Here is a 15,681-nt window from a genome sequence, read left to right as displayed (position 1 = left end):
ATTGAGCGGAGGCACACTAGCGCACTTTTGAACTTGATGACGATGACATGAACAGCAATCTCGAAGCCCTGCGGCACCTGGTTGGCAGCACGCTTACAGGCTGGCGCGGCTCGGCCTGTTTCAGGCCTGCCGCGGTGCAGCCGGCACAACTGCTCGAGCTTTACGACATTGAGAGCAGCCCCTATTGCCGAATGGTGCGAGAAACCCTGAGTGAGCTCGACATTGACGTGCTGATCAAGCCTTGCCCGAAGGGCGGAACACGTTTCCGCAAGGAGGCCATCGCGCGGGTGGGCAAGGCGCAGTTTCCATTGCTGGTCGACCCCAACACCGACACGGTGATGCTGGAAAGCGCCGACATCATCGACTACCTGCTGCGCACCTACGGGGGGCGGGAGCAGGTGCCGGCACGCGGTATCGGCCGCACAGCGCGCCTCGCCGGCGGCTACATGGCCACGGTCGTCAATTGGCGTCCGGGCGGGATCGGTGGTCTGACGGCCGAGCCCTCCGAAGCCCCCGCCCAGCCGCTGGAATTGTTCAGCTTTGAGACCAGCCCGTTCTCCAAAGGCGTGCGCATGCGGCTGTGCGAGCTGGAGATTCCCTACCGGCTACGCAACACCGCCAAGGGCGCGTGGTCCGACATGGGGCCAGCGGTATTCCGCGACAAGCTCTTCAAGGGGCCGCGCAACACCACGCGCAACCGCACCTGGCTCAATGAGCACACCGGCGCGGTGCAGGTGCCCTACCTCATCGATCCGAACACCGAGGTGGCGATGTATGAGTCTGCAGACATCGTGGACTACCTCGACAACACCTACGCACTCGACGCGTGAGCGCCGCCCCTGATGCGGTCGAATGCCGCGTCTACCGCGCCAGTCGGCAGGCCGAGCTGTACGTCTACCTGCGCGACGGCGTGCACCCCGCCGATTTGCCGGCCGCGCTGGTGGCGCGCACTGGCGAGCTGGTTGAAGTGATGCCCCTGCGGCTGCACGCAGGGCGTCCCCTGGCCCGCGTCGATGTTCAGGCCGTGATGGCGGCGCTGGCGCAGAACGGCTGGTTCGTGCAGATGCCGCCGGGTGCCATGGTCAACGCACACCTCCATTTCGGCGACTGAGCAACGACGAGTCCGGCCGCAGGCGGAGTGTCGGTTATGCTTTGCAGCCGCCGACCGGCAAAGGGTTTAACCCCATGATCGTGGTTCACCACCTTGAACATTCGCGCTCGCAGCGCATCCTCTGGTTGCTCGAAGAACTGGGGCTGCCCTACGAGATCAAGCACTACGCCCGCGACACGAAAACCAGGCTGGCGCCGCCGGAATTGCGCGCCGTGCACCCCCTGGGCAAATCGCCGGTGATCACCGACGGCACGCGCGTGGTGGCCGAATCCGGCGCCATCATCGAATACTTGATCGACAAGGCCGGTGACGGTCCGTTGATGCCTCCCACCGCCGTCGATGCACGCCAGGATTACCGCTACTGGATGCATTACGCCGAAGGCTCGCTGATGCCGCTGCTGGTGATGAAGTTGCTGTTCGGCGCCGTGCCGGCCAAGGCGCCCTTCCTCGTGCGCCCCATCGCCCGGGCGATCGACAAGCAAGTCAACGCGATGTACATCGGCCCGTCACTGGCGCGTCATGTCGAGGCGCTCGCTGCGGCGCTGGAAGGCAAGACCTGGCTGGTCGACGAGCGCCTGACCGGCGCCGACATCCTCATGAGTTTCCCCATGGAAGCGCTGCGCGCGCGCGGTGGCGCGGCCATTCCCGCCGTGATCAGCGCTTACGTCGAACGATTCCAAAGCCGCGCCGCCTATCGAAAGGCGCTCGAACGGGGCGGCCCGTACACCATCATGCGTTGACGGATGGATCTGCGGCATCGCGTCGCTGAGCCAATTCCGACCTTACTACTGCGTCAATCCCACAAGGAGACCCCATGGACGTCCGTGCTGCCGTGGCTTTTGAAGCCGGCAAACCCCTTTCCATCGAAACCGTGCAACTGGATGGCCCGCGCGAAGGCGAGGTGCTGGTTGAGATCAAGGCCACCGGCCTGTGCCATACCGACAAGTTCACCCTGTCGGGTGAAGACCCTGAAGGTGCGTTTCCCGCCATCCTCGGCCACGAGGGCGCCGGTGTGGTGGTCGACGTGGGTCCCGGCGTGAAGCACCTGAAAAAGGGTGACCACGTGATCCCGCTATACACGCCCGAATGCCGCGAGTGCGACTACTGCACCAGCCAGAAAACCAACCTCTGCCAGGCCATCCGCACCACCCAGGGCAGGGGCGTGATGCCCGATGGCAGTTCGCGCTTCTCGTACCAGGGCAAGCCGGTGCTGCACTACATGGGCTGCTCGACCTTTGCCAATTACACCGTGGTGCCGGAGATTGCGCTGGCCAAGGTGCGTGAAGACGCCCCCTTCGACAAGATCTGCTACATCGGCTGCGGCGTGACCACCGGCATCGGCGCGGTCATCTTCACCGCCAAGGTGGAAGCGGGCGCCAATTGCGTGGTGTTCGGCCTCGGCGGTATCGGGCTCAACGTGCTGCAGGGCCTGCGCATGGTGGGCGCCAACAAGATCATCGGCGTCGACATGAATCCGGAGCGCGAGGCCATCGGCCGAAAATTCGGCATGACCCACTTCGTCAACCCGAAAGATGTGGAAGGTGATTTGGTCGCCCACCTGGTCGAGCTGACCGGCGGCGGTGCTGATTACACCTTCGAGTGCATTGGCAACGTCAAGGTTATGCGCCAGGCGCTGGAGTGCGCCCACAAGGGCTGGGGCGTTTCAACCATCATCGGCGTGGCCCCGGCAGGGGCCGAAATTGCCACACGACCATTCCAACTGGTGACGGGACGGCGCTGGATCGGCACGGCCTTCGGCGGCGCGCGCGGTCGCACCGACGTACCGAAGATCGTCGACTGGTACATGGACGGCAAGATCGACATTGATTCGTTAATCACCCACACCATGCCGCTGGAAAAGATCAACGACGGCTTCGACCTGATGACCCGCGGCGAGTCGATTCGCGGTGTGGTGTTGTTCTGATGAGCGCGCTCAAACAGATCTCTGCCAATCAATGCTGGGGCGGCACGCAGTACACCTACAGCCATGCGTCTGCAGCGACGAACTGCACCATGCGGTTTTCGGTGTTCATTCCGCCGCAGGCCAGCGAAGGCAAAGTGCCGGTGCTGTATTGGCTGTCAGGCCTGACCTGCACGGAAGAAAACTTCACCGTGAAGGCCGGCGCGCAGCGCATGGCGGCGAAGCTGGGCATGGCGGTTGTGGCGCCGGACACCAGTCCACGCGGCCTCAACATCCCGGGTGAAGGTGACAGCTTCGACTTCGGCCTTGGGGCGGGATTCTATGTGGACGCCACCGAAGCGCCGTGGTCCAAGGGCTATCGGATGTACAGCTACGTCAACGACGAACTGCCGACGCTGATCAATTCAGCATTCCCGGTCGACCCGAAGCGGGTTGGCATTTCGGGCCACAGCATGGGCGGCCATGGTGCGCTGGTCTGCGCGCTACGCAACCCGGCGCAGTACCACAGCGTGTCGGCGTTTGCGCCGATTACCTCGCCGACACGGTGCGATTGGGGCCGCAAGGCCTTTACCGGCTACCTTGGAACTGACGAGCGCACTTGGGCGTCCTACGACAGCACGCGGCTACTGGTCAGTCAGGGTTGGAAAGGGCCCAGCATCCTCGTGGATCAGGGCGACAAGGACAACTTCCTGCCCATGCTGCAGCCTCAGTTGCTCGTTGATGCCGCCGCCGAGGCCAATGTGGCGGTCAACCTGCGAATGCAGGGCGGCTACGACCACAGCTACTTTTTCGTACAAAGTTTCATCCCCGATCACCTCCGCTTTCATGCGGCCAACCTGGTTTGAATCGAAGCGCCTGAATGAACGCCACCCTCACCGTCAAAGAGCTACTCAACCTTCGCGAGGGCGTGGTGGGTTTCGCCCTGAGCAACACCCTGACACGGTTGCTGGGCTCGCCCGAGCTTCTGGCCGGACAGCTGGGCGACCGCCCTTTCGTCGAAAAAATACTGCCGCCGCAAAGTGGCGAAACGCGGAACTGGTCAACCCAGCAAATGTTGAAAGATCGCACCATCTTCGTTCTTCATCGCGGAAAATGTCTTGAAGATGATTGGTTCGAGTGCGCAATCGTCTTGGGGGTTGTCGGTCACCTGGTGCTGATTGACCTACACGCCGACGGCAGCGAAGCCGGCGCGGAACAGCGCTATCGCGCCCTACTCAAAACCGCTGAACCACAGGTTGTTGACTATGCGGAACACGTTTTTCACGGGTTGATTGGCCTGGACGGGCTTTTTCAATCTGTTCCAACATGATCTTTGTCGGAAGCGTTGCGACAAACTTGTCCCAATAAAAAACCCCCGATCTATGCAGATCGGGGGTTTAGGGAACCTCTGCAAAACTACTGCGCTCGTCATTTCGCATCCTGGCGGTGCTCGAAATACTCATGTATTTCAATACATTCCGTTCTCTGCACTCCGGCGGAACGCGAACTGAGCTTCGCTCGCTACGTTTTTCAGAGGTTCGTTAGGTATAGAGCCTGGCGGTGTCCTACTCTCACATGATCGAGTCACACTACCATCGGCGCTGAGCTGTTTCACTTCTGTGTTCGGGATGGGAACAGGTGGTTCCAGCTCGCTATGGCCGCCAGGCAAAGCGGTTGACGATCGGCGTGTGTAGATGAGCTGTAAAGCCCTTCCGCACAAATGTGCCGATCATCGAATTGGGTTTGAAGTTCGAACAGCTGTTTGCGATCAATGCCTGTCAGTGCAGACGGCTTAGTGGCGTGTTAAGCCACTGATGTTGCTGCGTTTTATTCTCTTCAGGCTTGCGCCTTTCAAGAATGCTTGAGCGTTATATGATCAAGCCGCACGAGCAATTAGTACTGGTTAGCTCCATGCATTGCTGCACTTCCACACCCAGCCTATCAACCTTGTGGTCTACAAGGGCTCTTCAGGAGTCTCTAGGACTCGCGAGATCTCATCTCGAGGTGGGCTTCCCGCTTAGATGCTTTCAGCGGTTATCCCGTCCATACATAGCTACCCAGCGATGCCACTGGCGTGACAACTGGAACACCAGAGGTATGTTCAACCCGGTCCTCTCGTACTAAGGTCAACTCCTCTCAAATCTCGAACGCCCACGGCAGATAGGGACCGAACTGTCTCACGACGTTCTGAACCCAGCTCGCGTACCTCTTTAACCGGCGAACAGCCGGACCCTTGGGACCTGCTACAGCCCCAGGATGAGATGAGCCGACATCGAGGTGCCAAACACTGCCGTCGATATGGACTCTTGGGCAGTATCAGCCTGTTATCCCCGGAGTACCTTTTATCCGTTGAGCGATGGCCCTTCCATACAGAACCACCGGATCACTTAGACCTACTTTCGTACCTGCTCGACGTGTCTGTCTCGCAGTCAAGCAACCTTATGCCTATGCACTCAAAAGCGCGATTTCCGACCGCGCTGAGGTTACCTTCGCACTCCTCCGTTACTCTTTGGGAGGAGACCGCCCCAGTCAAACTACCCGCCATGCAATGTCCCTGACCCGGATAACGGGCCTAGGTTAGAAATTCAAGTTTATCAGGGTGGTATTTCAAGGTTGCCTCCACTCAAGCTAGCGCCTGGGCTTCAAAGGCTCCCACCTATCCTACACAAACAAACTCAAATTCCAGTGCAAAGTTGTAGTAAAGGTTCACGGGGTCTTTCCGTCTTGCCGCGGGAACACCGCATCGTCACGGCGATTTCAATTTCACTGAGCCTCGGATGGAGACAGTGGAGCGATCATTACACCATTCGTGCAGGTCGGAACTTACCCGACAAGGAATTTCGCTACCTTAGGACCGTTATAGTTACGGCCGCCGTTTACTGGGGCTTCGATCAAGAGCTTCACCTTGCGGTTGACCCCATCAATTAACCTTCCAGCACCGGGCAGGTGTCAGACCCTATACGTCCACTTTCGTGTTTGCAGAGTCCTGTGTTTTTGATAAACAGTTGCCACTCCCTCTTCACTGCGGCCCACTTGCGTGGGCGTGCCTTCTCCCGAAGTTACGGCACCAATTTGCCGAGTTCCTTCATCCGAGTTGTCTCAAACGCCTTAGGATACTCTCCTCGCCCACCTGTGTCGGTTTGGGGTACGGATCACGATTACCTGAAGCTTAGAGGCTTTTCTTGGAAGCTGAGTATCAGGTGCTCCGGCTCAATTGAGCCTCGACGTCACGCCTCAGCATTAACGATCTCCCGGATTTGCCTAAGAGACCTGCCTAAACGCTTGAACTTCCATCCAACAGGAAGCCACCCTAACTTTCTCCGTCACCCCATCGCAGCAATCGTAAGTACGGGAATATTAACCCGTTTTCCATCGACTACGCCTCTCGGCCTCGCCTTAGGATCCGACTCACCCAGCGCCGAATATCGTTGCGCTGGAACCCTTGGGCTTACGGCGGAACGGTTTTTCACCGTTCTTGTCGTTACTCATGTCAGCATTCGCACTTCTGATACCTCCAGCAACCCTTACGAGTCACCTTCACAGGCTTACAGAACGCTCCTCTACCACACACACTTGCGTGTGCATCCGCAGCTTCGGTACTCAGCTTGAGCCCCGTTACATCTTCCGCGCGGGCCGACTCGACCAGTGAGCTATTACGCTTTCTTTAAATGATGGCTGCTTCTAAGCCAACATCCTGGCTGTCTATGACTTCCCACATCGTTTCCCACTTAGCTGAGATTTTGGGACCTTAGCTGGCGGTCAGGGCTGTTTCCCTTTTCACGATGGAATTTAGCTCCCACCGTGTGTCTCCCGTGCTCAATACTTCCGGGTATTCGGAGTTTGCAACAGTTGGGTAGGTACTTGTGCACCCCCCAGACCGTAACAGTGCTCTACCCCCCGGAGTCATACACGAGGCGCTACCTAAATAGCTTTCGAGGAGAACCAGCTATCACCCGCCTTGATTAGCCTTTCACTCCTATCCACAACTCATCTCCGACTTTTTCAACAGGCGTGAGTTCGGGCCTCCATTGTGTGTTACCACAACTTCACCCTGGTCATGGATAGATCGACGGGTTTCGGGTCTACTGCCTGCAACTAAGCGCCCTATTCAGACTCGGTTTCCCTGCGCCTCCCCTATTCGGTTAGGCTTGCTACAGACAAGTAAGTCGCTGACCCATTATACAAAAGGTACGCCATCACGGAACAAGTCCGCTCTGACTGCTTGTACGCATCCGGTTTCAGGTTCTATTTCACTCCCCTAGCCGGGGTTCTTTTCGCCTTTCCCTCACGGTACTGGTTCACTATCGGTCGACAACGAGTATTTAGCCTTGGAGGATGGTCCCCCCATGTTCGGACAAGGTTTCACGTGCCTCGCCTTACTCGATTTCATATGTTTGGCCTTTCGCATACGGGGCTATCACCCACTATGGCCAGCCTTTCCAGACTGTTCTGCTAGGTTTCACATACTTAAGGGCTACTCCGCGTTCGCTCGCCACTACTTGCGGAATCTCGGTTGATTTCTTTTCCTTCGGGTACTTAGATGTTTCAGTTCCCCGAGTTCGCTCCATACACCTATGTATTCAGTGCACAGTACCCAGCAAGCTGGGTGGGTTTCCCCATTCGGAAATTCACGGATCAAAGCTTGTTTGCCAGCTCCCCGTGACTTATCGCAGGCTACTACGTCCTTCATCGCCTGTTGTCGCCAAGGCATCCACCAGATGCGCTTGTTCGCTTGATCATATAACCTCAAACATTCTCGTCAGCCTGGCCTTGTGGGTCAGGTCGAGTCGCGTGCTTGCGATCATTTGAAAAAGATCACACTCAAAACTACAACGACATTTTTCGCCGTCAAGCACCTTTGGCATTGAATCACAGTGTCGGTCATACAGACCTTCTCTGTGTTGTTGCTTACAGTGTTCGACTTCAAACCTTATTGTTAAAGAGCTATAACCCGTTGCAGCCTGGGCTAAGCAAAACGATGTGCAGCAAGGTCTTTGAGACTTTTGCTGGACATGGCGCTTTGCTTAGCCTTGCCACCTGAACTTTTGTCTTGCCGTCTTGCATGCAGCTGGTGGAGCCAGTCGGGATCGAACCGACGACCCCCTGCTTGCAAAGCAGGTGCTCTCCCAGCTGAGCTATGGCCCCAGTTGCTTGAACCAGTGCGCGACGTGACAAAAGGTCTGTAAATGGTGGGTCTGGACGGATTTGAACCATCGACCCCACGCTTATCAAGCGTGTGCTCTAACCAGCTGAGCTACAGACCCAGTTCGGGTTTCATCAGTGCCATCACGGCCGCGAGGGCCTGTGATGCTGATGAAGTACAAGTGATTTGTGTGGGTGCTCTCATGCAGCATGGCTGCAGTGGCATTCTTGAAAGGAGGTGATCCAGCCGCAGGTTCCCCTACGGCTACCTTGTTACGACTTCACCCCAGTCATTAACCACACCGTGGACGGCGACCCCCTTGCGGTTAGTCTACCGGCTTCTGGTGCAGCCAACTCCCATGGTGTGACGGGCGGTGTGTACAAGGCCCGGGAACGTATTCACCGCCGCAAATGCTGATCGGCGATTACTAGCGATTCCGACTTCACGGAGTCGAGTTGCAGACTCCGATCCGGACTACGATGTACTTTCTGGGATTAGCTCCACCTCGCGGCTTGGCGACCCTCTGTATACACCATTGTAGTACGTGTGTAGCCCTGGCCATAAGGGCCATGATGACTTGACGTCATCCCCACCTTCCTCCGGTTTGTCACCGGCGGTCTCCCTAGAGTGCCCAACTGAATGATGGCAACTAAGGACAAGGGTTGCGCTCGTTGCGGGACTTAACCCAACATCTCACGACACGAGCTGACGACAGCCATGCAGCACCTGTGTTCCGATTCCCGAAGGCACTCCCGCATCTCTGCAGGATTCCGGACATGTCAAGGCCAGGTAAGGTTCTTCGCGTTGCATCGAATTAAACCACATACTCCACCGCTTGTGCGGGCCCCCGTCAATTCCTTTGAGTTTCAACCTTGCGGCCGTACTCCCCAGGCGGACAACTTATCGCGTTAGCTACGACACTGATTCGCTAAGCAAACCAACGTCAAGTTGTCATCGTTTACAGCGTGGACTACCAGGGTATCTAATCCTGTTTGATCCCCACGCTTTCGTGTCTCAGTGTCAGTACAGGCCCAGGTGGTTGCCTTCGCCATTGATGTTCCTTCCGATATCTACGCATTTCACCGCTACACCGGAAATTCCACCACCCTCTACCGTACTCTAGTGACGCAGTATCGGAAGCAGTTCCCAGGTTAAGCCCGGGGATTTCACAACCGACTTACACCACCACCTACACACGCTTTACGCCCAGTAAATCCGATTAACGCTTGCACCCTCTGTATTACCGCGGCTGCTGGCACAGAGTTAGCCGGTGCTTATTCTGATGGTACCGTCAAGACTCCAGCTATTAACTGAAGTTTTTTCTTTCCATCCTAAAGTGCTTTACAACCCGAAGGCCTTCTTCACACACGCGGCATTGCTGGATCAGGCTTTCGCCCATTGTCCAATATTCCCCACTGCTGCCTCCCGTAGGAGTCCGGACCGTGTCTCAGTTCCGGTGTGACTGGTCGTCCTCTCAGACCAGTTACTGATCGTCGCCTTGGTGAGCCGTTACCTCACCAACAAGCTAATCAGACATAGGCTCCTCCAAAAGCGCCAGGCCCGAAGGTCCCCAGCTTTGCTCCGTAGAGATCATGCGGTATTAATCCAAGTTTCCCTGGGTTATCCCCCACTCTCGGGCAGATTCCTATGTATTACTCACCCGTCCGCCACTAGCTGTACCGAAGTACAACCCGTTCGACTTGCATGTGTTAGGCATGCCGCCAGCGTTCAATCTGAGCCAGGATCAAACTCTCCAATTAAACCTAACTGGTCGGTAAGCGCCAGAACCTTTCAGCCCCAACACCCACCAGAGTCCTCACCAAAGCTCTTGGCTTTTGTGATACTCACTACGTTCTACATGGCCACTAAACGCAACCACACGAACACAAGAGCACCCACACAAATCACTTGTTCTTGTTCTTAAAGAGCGGCAACTGTAACCCCGAAAACTCCAAGGCCACCGCTGCAAGGGCGCGCATCATACGACAGAACGGGAGGGGGTCAACACCGATTTGACACTTTTTTTACAAGTCGCTGATCTGTCGGTGTTTTTGGATTTATCAGCCATCCGGCATCAAGCCGACCGTCCCTTCGTTGTCCCGGGCATCAGGATGCCTTCGGCGTTCGGATCTTTGGGGTTTCCACCGTGGTCAGGATGCCGCGCAGAATATTCAGCTCGTTTCGGTCCGGCTGGGCGCGGTGATAGAACTGCCGCAGGCGTCGCATCAGCAGCCGCGGATTACGCGGGTCCAGAAAACCGGTCTTGAGCAGCACCCGCTCAAGGTGCTCATAGAAGTGCGCCATCTCGTCAGCCGTCGGCGGCGCGTAGGACGGGTGCTCATGTTTGGCCGACACCTTGGGCACCTCAGCCAGCCCTGCCTTGCGTAACTCCCACGTCATCAGCTGCACCGCCTGCGCGAGGTTGAGCGAGGCATAGGTGGGGTCGGTGGGCACCATGATTACTGCATTGCAGCGCTCAAGATCCTCATTGCTGAGACCGGTACGCTCCGGGCCGAACACCAGCGCCACCTTTGCGCGCTTCGCCCGGGTCTGGGCCGTTTCGGCAAAGTCCCACGGCGTCAGCGGCTCATCGCCGAGGTGTCGGGGCCGCGCCGAGGTCGCCACCACCCAGCCGCAGTCGGCAATTGCCTCCTGCAATGAGCCCACCACGCGGGCGTTCTCCACGACGGGCAGCGCGTTGGAGGCCAGCGCTCGTGCCTGCGGGTGCGGAAAGCGCTCGGGGCTGACCAGCACGAGTTCCTCAAAGCCCATGGTGCGCATGGCACGCGCCGTGGACCCGATGTTGCCCGGGTGTTGGGTCTGTACCAACACGATACGGATGCCCGTGGCGGGCGGTTCAGCGTCTGGAATTGAGGTCATGCGTGATATTCTAGAGGCTCATTGCAAGCGCTCTGCCGCCGCGTCGTTCACGCCGCCAGACGCACTGCCCGCTCTTCTCCATTTACGGAATCCACCCGCATGCATCCGCTGGTCAATATCGCCGTGTCTGCCGCGCGCAGTGCCGGCAACGTCATTCTCAAGCACAGTGAACGTGTTGAGACGCTGCAGGTGGACCGCAAGCAACACAACGACTTCGTGACGCAGGTGGACCGCAGCGCCGAAGCCGAGATCATCCGCACCATCCATAAGGCTTATCCCGATCACGCCATCCTCGGCGAAGAGAGCGGCGCCAGTGGTGACTCAGAAGTCCGCTGGATCATTGACCCGCTGGACGGCACCACCAACTTCCTGCACCGCATCCCGCATTACGCGGTATCGATTGGCATTGAAGTGAAGGGCCGCCTGGAACACGGGGTGATTTACGCCCCCTGCACCAATGACCTGTACACCGCTTCACGCGGGGCCGGCGCCATGCTCAACAGTCGCCGGCTACGTTGCAGCAACACTAAAGATCTGGACGAAGCGCTGATCGGCACCGGCGTACCGTTGCAAGAAGAGTTCATGCCTGATTACCTGAAGATGCTCGGCCATGTGGCGACCAGCACCGCCGGCGTGCGGCGTGCCGGGTCTGCCGCGCTGGACCTGGCGTATGTCGCCGCCGGTCGCCTCGACGGCTTCTTCGAATTCAACCTCAAACCCTGGGACATCGCCGCCGGCATCGTGCTCGTGCAGGAAGCCTCTGGCGTCATCAAGCCGCTGGCGGGCGATGACGACGTGCTTGGCCACGGCCATATTCTCGCCGCCAGCTACAAGCTGATCGACGCACTCGAAGCCCGCCTCAAGCCCCTCAGCGCGGGCGGCTGAGGCGGCGCGTTACTGCGCCACGGTCAGCATCAGTTGTCCGGCCGACAATGAACGCCCCGGCGTGACCAGGCTGCGCCGGATCACCCCATCGACCGGCGCGACCACCTCAAGCTCCATCTTCATCGCTTCCAGCACCGCCAGCAGTTGGCCGGCCGTCACGCGCTCCCCCGGCGCCACCTTGAGTTGCCACAGGTTGCCGGCCACCGGGCTGAAGACGCCGGTCTCGTCGTCTTCCAGCGCTGATTCGGTCGCCACAGGCTGCGCCGCTTCGCTGCCCGCCTCAAAGTGGGCCAGACCGCTGGCCGCCCAATGCGCGCGCTCGTCGTCAAAAGCGGCACGCTGTTGCTGGCGGAAGGCAGCAATGCTGGCCGCGTTGTCGTCCAGAAACCCCTGATAGTCGGCCAGCCGCAAGATCGTGTCTTCAATCGTCAGCGGATAGCGCCCCAGCGGGAAGTCGCGGCGAATCTGCGTCAGCTCGTCGGCGCTGACTTCGAAGAACCGGATCTGGTCAAAAAAGCGCAGCAGGTACGGCTCGCCGCAGAACGCCGGCACCGCCTTGTAGCGGTTCCACATTTGCAGCGTGCGGCCGACAAACTGGTAACCGCCCGGTCCTTCCATGCCATAGACGCAAAGGTAAGCGCCGCCAATGCCCACCGCGTTTTCGGGGGTCCAGGTGCGCGCCGGGTTGTACTTGGTGGTGACCAGGCGATGGCGCGGGTCCAGCGGCGTCGCCACCGGCGCGCCCAGGTACACATCACCCAGCCCCATCACCAGGTAATCCGCGTCAAAGACGATGCGCTTCACCGCGTCGATGGACGCCAGCCCGTTGATGCGGCGAATAAACTCCAGATTGCTCGGGCACCAGGGCGCGTCCTTGCGCACCGTGGTCATGTACTTGTCGATGGCAATACGCGTTGCCGGGTCGTCCCACGACAGCGGCAGATGCACGATGCGTGACGGCAGGCTGAGGTCTTGCGCACCGGCCACGCCCTGCCACTGTGCGCGCACGCAGGCCAACAGGTCGGCCAACGGCTGCTGCTCGGGCTGATAGTGAATTTGCAGGCTGCGAATGCCCGGCGTCAGATCGGTCACGCCGGGCAGATTCAGCGCCCGCAGCGCACGCATCAGCGCATCGGCGCGGAAGCGGGTCGCCAGATCAATCTCGGCCGCGCCGAACTCCAGCAACAGGTTGCAATCGCCCGCAAGACGCGCGACCAGGCGGGTGTCACCGTCACCTTCATCGAGCACCACCGCGCCCTGCGCTGCAACGCGGTGTCGATTGGGCTTCAGCCCGACGTCACTGCCAGAGTTGACCGCCGCCACGCGGGCGGCGCGGTAGTCCACCGCCTCGAAGCGCAGCCGGTCGCCGGCCTTGAGTTGGCCCAACTGCCACAGGTCGGCCTCGATCACCGTGGCCGGGCACACGAAGCCGCCGAGGCTGGGGCCGTCGGGCCCCAGAATCACCGGCATGTCACCGGTGAAATCGACCGCGCCAATGGCGTAGGCATTGTCGTGAATGTTGGACGGGTGCAGCCCCGCCTCGCCGCCGTCGGCGCGGGCCCACTCCGGCTTGGGGCCAATCAGCCGCACTCCGGTGCGCGACGAATTGAAGTGCACCTCCCACTCGGCTGCGAAAAACAGCGCCAGATACGCCTCGCTGAAGTATTCCGGCGCCGCATGCGGGCCGACCATCACCCGCAGCGTGCGGACCGGGGGCAGGTGCAACGGTTCGACCTTGGGGGTATCGGCAACAACCGGAAGATTTGCCGGTCCGCGCAGGTGCAGTACATCCCCGACCCGCAGCGCCCGTCCGGCGTGGCCGCCAAACTGCCCCAGCGTGAACGTGCTGGACGCACCGAGGTAGGCCGGCACCTGCACGCCGCCGCGCACACACAGATAGGCCCGCGCGCCCGGCCCGGAGATGCGGCCGATGGCCAGCGTCGAGCCCGCAGCAATGGCGAGCGCCGCATTCATGGCCACCGACACGCCGTCCACAGTCAGCGGCATCTCTGCGCCGGTGACGGCCACCACGGTCTCGCAGTTGAACCGCAGCGTGGGACCGGCCAGAGTGATTTCCAGCGCCGCCGCACCCTCGTCGTTGCCCAGCAGGCGATTACCTGCGCGCAGCGAGCGCGCGTCCATGGGCCCGGACGGCGGAATGCCCACCGCCCAGTAGCCGAGCCGCCCCGGCCAGTCCTGCACCGTGGTCTGGGTGCCGGGTGCCAACACCTCGACGGTGTGTTGAACGTCGCGCAAGGTCTCCAGACAGCGGGTCCAGGCGCGGCCGTCGACAAACGGGGAGAAGGCCAGAATCTGCCGCAGATACGCCCGGTTGGTTTCGATGCCATACAGCCGCGTTGCCGCCAGCGCCCGATCCAGCGCCTGCACGGCCAGCGCGCGATCGGGTGCCCAGGCGATCAGCTTGGCGATCATGGGGTCGAAGTCGCTGGAGATCTCGCAGCCGGCCTCCACCCAGGTGTCGATGCGCAGACCGGCGCCATCGGCGGGCGGAAATTCAAGCTGCGTCAGCAGGCCGGCGCTGGGCTGAAATCCCTTGCCCGGATCTTCGGCATACAGCCGCGCCTGCACGGCGTGCCCGCGCGGCGCGAGGTCTGCGGCAAGTGCGGTCAGCGGCGGCAGCGTTCCGGCGGCCAGTTCAATCATCCAGCTCACCAGATCAATCCCGTACACCTGCTCGGTGACGCCGTGCTCCACTTGCAGGCGCGTGTTCACTTCGAGGAAATAGAACGCTTCAGCCGCATCGTCGTAGACAAACTCCACGGTGCCGGCCGAGCGGTAATGGACCGACTGCGCCAGGGTCACCGCCGCCGTGTGCAGCGCCTCGCGTACGGCCGCGGGCAGGTTCGGCGCCGGCGCCTCTTCCAGCACCTTCTGGTTGCGCCGCTGCACCGAGCAGTCGCGCTCGCCCAGGGCGATGACCTGGCCCGCGCCATCGCCGAACACCTGCACTTCGACGTGTCGCGCGCGCTCGATGAACTGCTCCAGAAACACACCGCCGTCGCGGAAGTTGTGCTCGCCCATTCGCTTCACCGCCTCGAACTGCGCGGCCAGCCCGTCGGCACTGCGGCACACCCGCATGCCGATACCGCCGCCGCCTGCGGTGCTTTTGAGCATCACCGGATACCCCACCCGCGCCGCCTCGTGCTGTGCCTGTTGCAGGCTGTCGAGCAGACCACTGCCGCGCAGCAGGGGCAGCCCGGCCTGCGCGGCCAAGGCCCGCGCCGTGTGCTTGAGGCCGAACTGGCGCAGTTGCGTCGGTGTCGGGCCCAGAAAGGCGATGCCGGCCGCCTCGCAGGCTTCGGCAAAGTCGGCGTTTTCGGATAAAAAACCATAACCGGGATGAATCGCTTCCGCCCCGCAATCCCGCGCCGCCGCGAGAATCTTTCCGACATCGAGGTAGGTGCTGGCCGCCCCACCCGCGCCGAGACTGATGGCCTGGTCGGCCTGCTCAACGTGCAGGCTGGCGTGATCGGCCTCGCTGAACACCGACACCCCGGTGACGTTCAGCGCCTTGAGCGTGCGCAGAATGCGGCAGGCAATGGCGCAGCGATTGGCGATGAGAACGGTCTTGAACATGACGTCGGGTCCTGATCGGGCCGTCCCGGTTGAGTGACCCGCCACGGTCGTCCGTGGCGGGGGAAAAGCCTTAAACGCAAAGGCGCAAAGACCGCAAAGGAAACGCAAACAAAAGCGCTATCCGGCTTTTCTTCGCGTCCTTTGCGCCTTTGCGTTGAACGCGTT

Annotated in this window: 9 protein-coding genes, 2 tRNA genes and 3 rRNA genes; 7 read left to right on the top strand and 7 right to left on the bottom strand. The window is 60.2% G+C overall.

Going from position 1 to position 15,681, the window contains the following annotated elements; all coding sequences use genetic code 11:
* Window positions 1-47: 47 nt before the first annotated feature.
* The 6 genes from U741_RS0109195 (at window position 48) to U741_RS0109170 (ending at window position 4,341) form a co-directional block, all read left to right on the top strand.
* Window positions 48-830 (top strand): glutathione S-transferase N-terminal domain-containing protein, encoded by a 783-nt coding sequence (locus U741_RS0109195; RefSeq protein ID WP_029890179.1) that lies wholly within the window; start codon window positions 48-50, stop codon window positions 828-830.
* The gene (locus U741_RS0109190; RefSeq protein WP_029890178.1) at window positions 827-1,111 is read left to right on the top strand and encodes a YcgL domain-containing protein; all 285 of its coding nucleotides are present in this window, start codon (window positions 827-829) and stop codon (window positions 1,109-1,111) included. The genes U741_RS0109195 and U741_RS0109190 overlap by 4 nt, the downstream gene beginning before the upstream one ends.
* A 74-nt stretch (window positions 1,112-1,185) precedes the next feature.
* On the top strand, window positions 1,186-1,851 hold the full coding sequence (locus U741_RS0109185; RefSeq protein ID WP_029890177.1) for a glutathione S-transferase family protein: 666 nt from the start codon (window positions 1,186-1,188) through the stop codon (window positions 1,849-1,851).
* Between the two features lie 74 nt (window positions 1,852-1,925).
* A complete protein-coding gene (locus U741_RS0109180) occupies window positions 1,926-3,035 on the top strand; it encodes an S-(hydroxymethyl)glutathione dehydrogenase/class III alcohol dehydrogenase (protein WP_029890176.1) in 1,110 nt (369 codons plus the stop codon).
* The gene (fghA, locus tag U741_RS0109175; protein WP_029890175.1) at window positions 3,035-3,877 is read left to right on the top strand and encodes an S-formylglutathione hydrolase; all 843 of its coding nucleotides are present in this window, start codon (window positions 3,035-3,037) and stop codon (window positions 3,875-3,877) included. The genes U741_RS0109180 and fghA overlap by 1 nt, the downstream gene beginning before the upstream one ends.
* Window positions 3,878-3,891: 14 nt before the next feature.
* Entirely contained in the window at window positions 3,892-4,341 is a 450-nt protein-coding gene (locus tag U741_RS0109170) for a hypothetical protein (RefSeq protein WP_029890174.1), read from the top strand.
* A gap of 222 nt (window positions 4,342-4,563) precedes the next feature.
* Here U741_RS0109170 and rrf read toward each other — a convergent pair.
* The 6 genes from rrf to U741_RS0109140 form a co-directional block, all read right to left on the bottom strand.
* Window positions 4,564-4,677, bottom strand: a 5S ribosomal RNA gene (rrf, locus tag U741_RS0109165).
* Between the two features lie 206 nt (window positions 4,678-4,883).
* Window positions 4,884-7,749 (bottom strand): 23S ribosomal RNA (locus U741_RS0109160).
* 331 nt (window positions 7,750-8,080) lie between these two features.
* A tRNA-Ala gene (locus U741_RS0109155) sits at window positions 8,081-8,156 on the bottom strand.
* A 42-nt stretch (window positions 8,157-8,198) separates the two neighbouring features.
* Window positions 8,199-8,275 (bottom strand) — tRNA-Ile (locus U741_RS0109150).
* Window positions 8,276-8,384: 109 nt separating this feature from the next.
* Window positions 8,385-9,914 (bottom strand): 16S ribosomal RNA (locus tag U741_RS0109145).
* Together the 16S, 23S and 5S rRNA genes with 2 tRNA genes alongside form the textbook arrangement of a ribosomal RNA operon.
* Window positions 9,915-10,260: 346 nt before the next feature.
* Window positions 10,261-11,034, bottom strand: a complete 774-nt coding sequence (locus U741_RS0109140; RefSeq protein ID WP_052378660.1) for an RNA methyltransferase — start codon at window positions 11,032-11,034, stop codon at window positions 10,261-10,263.
* A 99-nt stretch (window positions 11,035-11,133) separates the two neighbouring features.
* Here U741_RS0109140 and U741_RS0109135 point away from each other — a divergent pair, with 99 nt between their 5' ends.
* Window positions 11,134-11,919: an inositol monophosphatase family protein gene (locus tag U741_RS0109135; RefSeq protein ID WP_029890172.1), complete on the top strand. Its 786-nt coding sequence runs from the start codon at window positions 11,134-11,136 to the stop codon at window positions 11,917-11,919.
* Window positions 11,920-11,928: 9 nt separating this feature from the next.
* Here the strand turns inward: U741_RS0109135 and uca are convergent, their stop codons facing one another.
* Window positions 11,929-15,516, bottom strand: coding sequence for an urea carboxylase (uca, locus tag U741_RS0109130; RefSeq protein ID WP_029890171.1), 3,588 nt, complete (start codon window positions 15,514-15,516; stop codon window positions 11,929-11,931).
* Window positions 15,517-15,681: the final 165 nt, after the last annotated feature.

Source organism: Polycyclovorans algicola TG408, assembly GCF_000711245.1.
In the GTDB taxonomy this organism is placed as follows: Bacteria; Pseudomonadota; Gammaproteobacteria; order Nevskiales; family Nevskiaceae; genus Polycyclovorans; species Polycyclovorans algicola.
Note: the sequence above shows the minus strand (reverse complement) of the source record. Positions and strands in the feature narration are given on the sequence as shown.

Excerpts from the sequence above, each read along its gene's own strand:
- U741_RS0109185 (WP_029890177.1), top strand. The coding sequence starts at position 1,186 with ATGATCGTGGTTCACCACCTTGAACATTCGCGCTCGCAGCGCATCCTC.
- U741_RS0109195 (WP_029890179.1), top strand. The coding sequence starts at position 48 with ATGAACAGCAATCTCGAAGCCCTGCGGCACCTGGTTGGCAGCACGCTT.
- U741_RS0109170 (WP_029890174.1), top strand. The coding sequence starts at position 3,892 with ATGAACGCCACCCTCACCGTCAAAGAGCTACTCAACCTTCGCGAGGGC.
- uca (WP_029890171.1), bottom strand. The coding sequence starts at position 15,516 with ATGTTCAAGACCGTTCTCATCGCCAATCGCTGCGCCATTGCCTGCCGC.
- U741_RS0109180 (WP_029890176.1), top strand. The coding sequence starts at position 1,926 with ATGGACGTCCGTGCTGCCGTGGCTTTTGAAGCCGGCAAACCCCTTTCC.
- U741_RS0109135 (WP_029890172.1), top strand. The coding sequence starts at position 11,134 with ATGCATCCGCTGGTCAATATCGCCGTGTCTGCCGCGCGCAGTGCCGGC.
- fghA (WP_029890175.1), top strand. The coding sequence starts at position 3,035 with ATGAGCGCGCTCAAACAGATCTCTGCCAATCAATGCTGGGGCGGCACG.
- U741_RS0109140 (WP_052378660.1), bottom strand. The coding sequence starts at position 11,034 with ATGACCTCAATTCCAGACGCTGAACCGCCCGCCACGGGCATCCGTATC.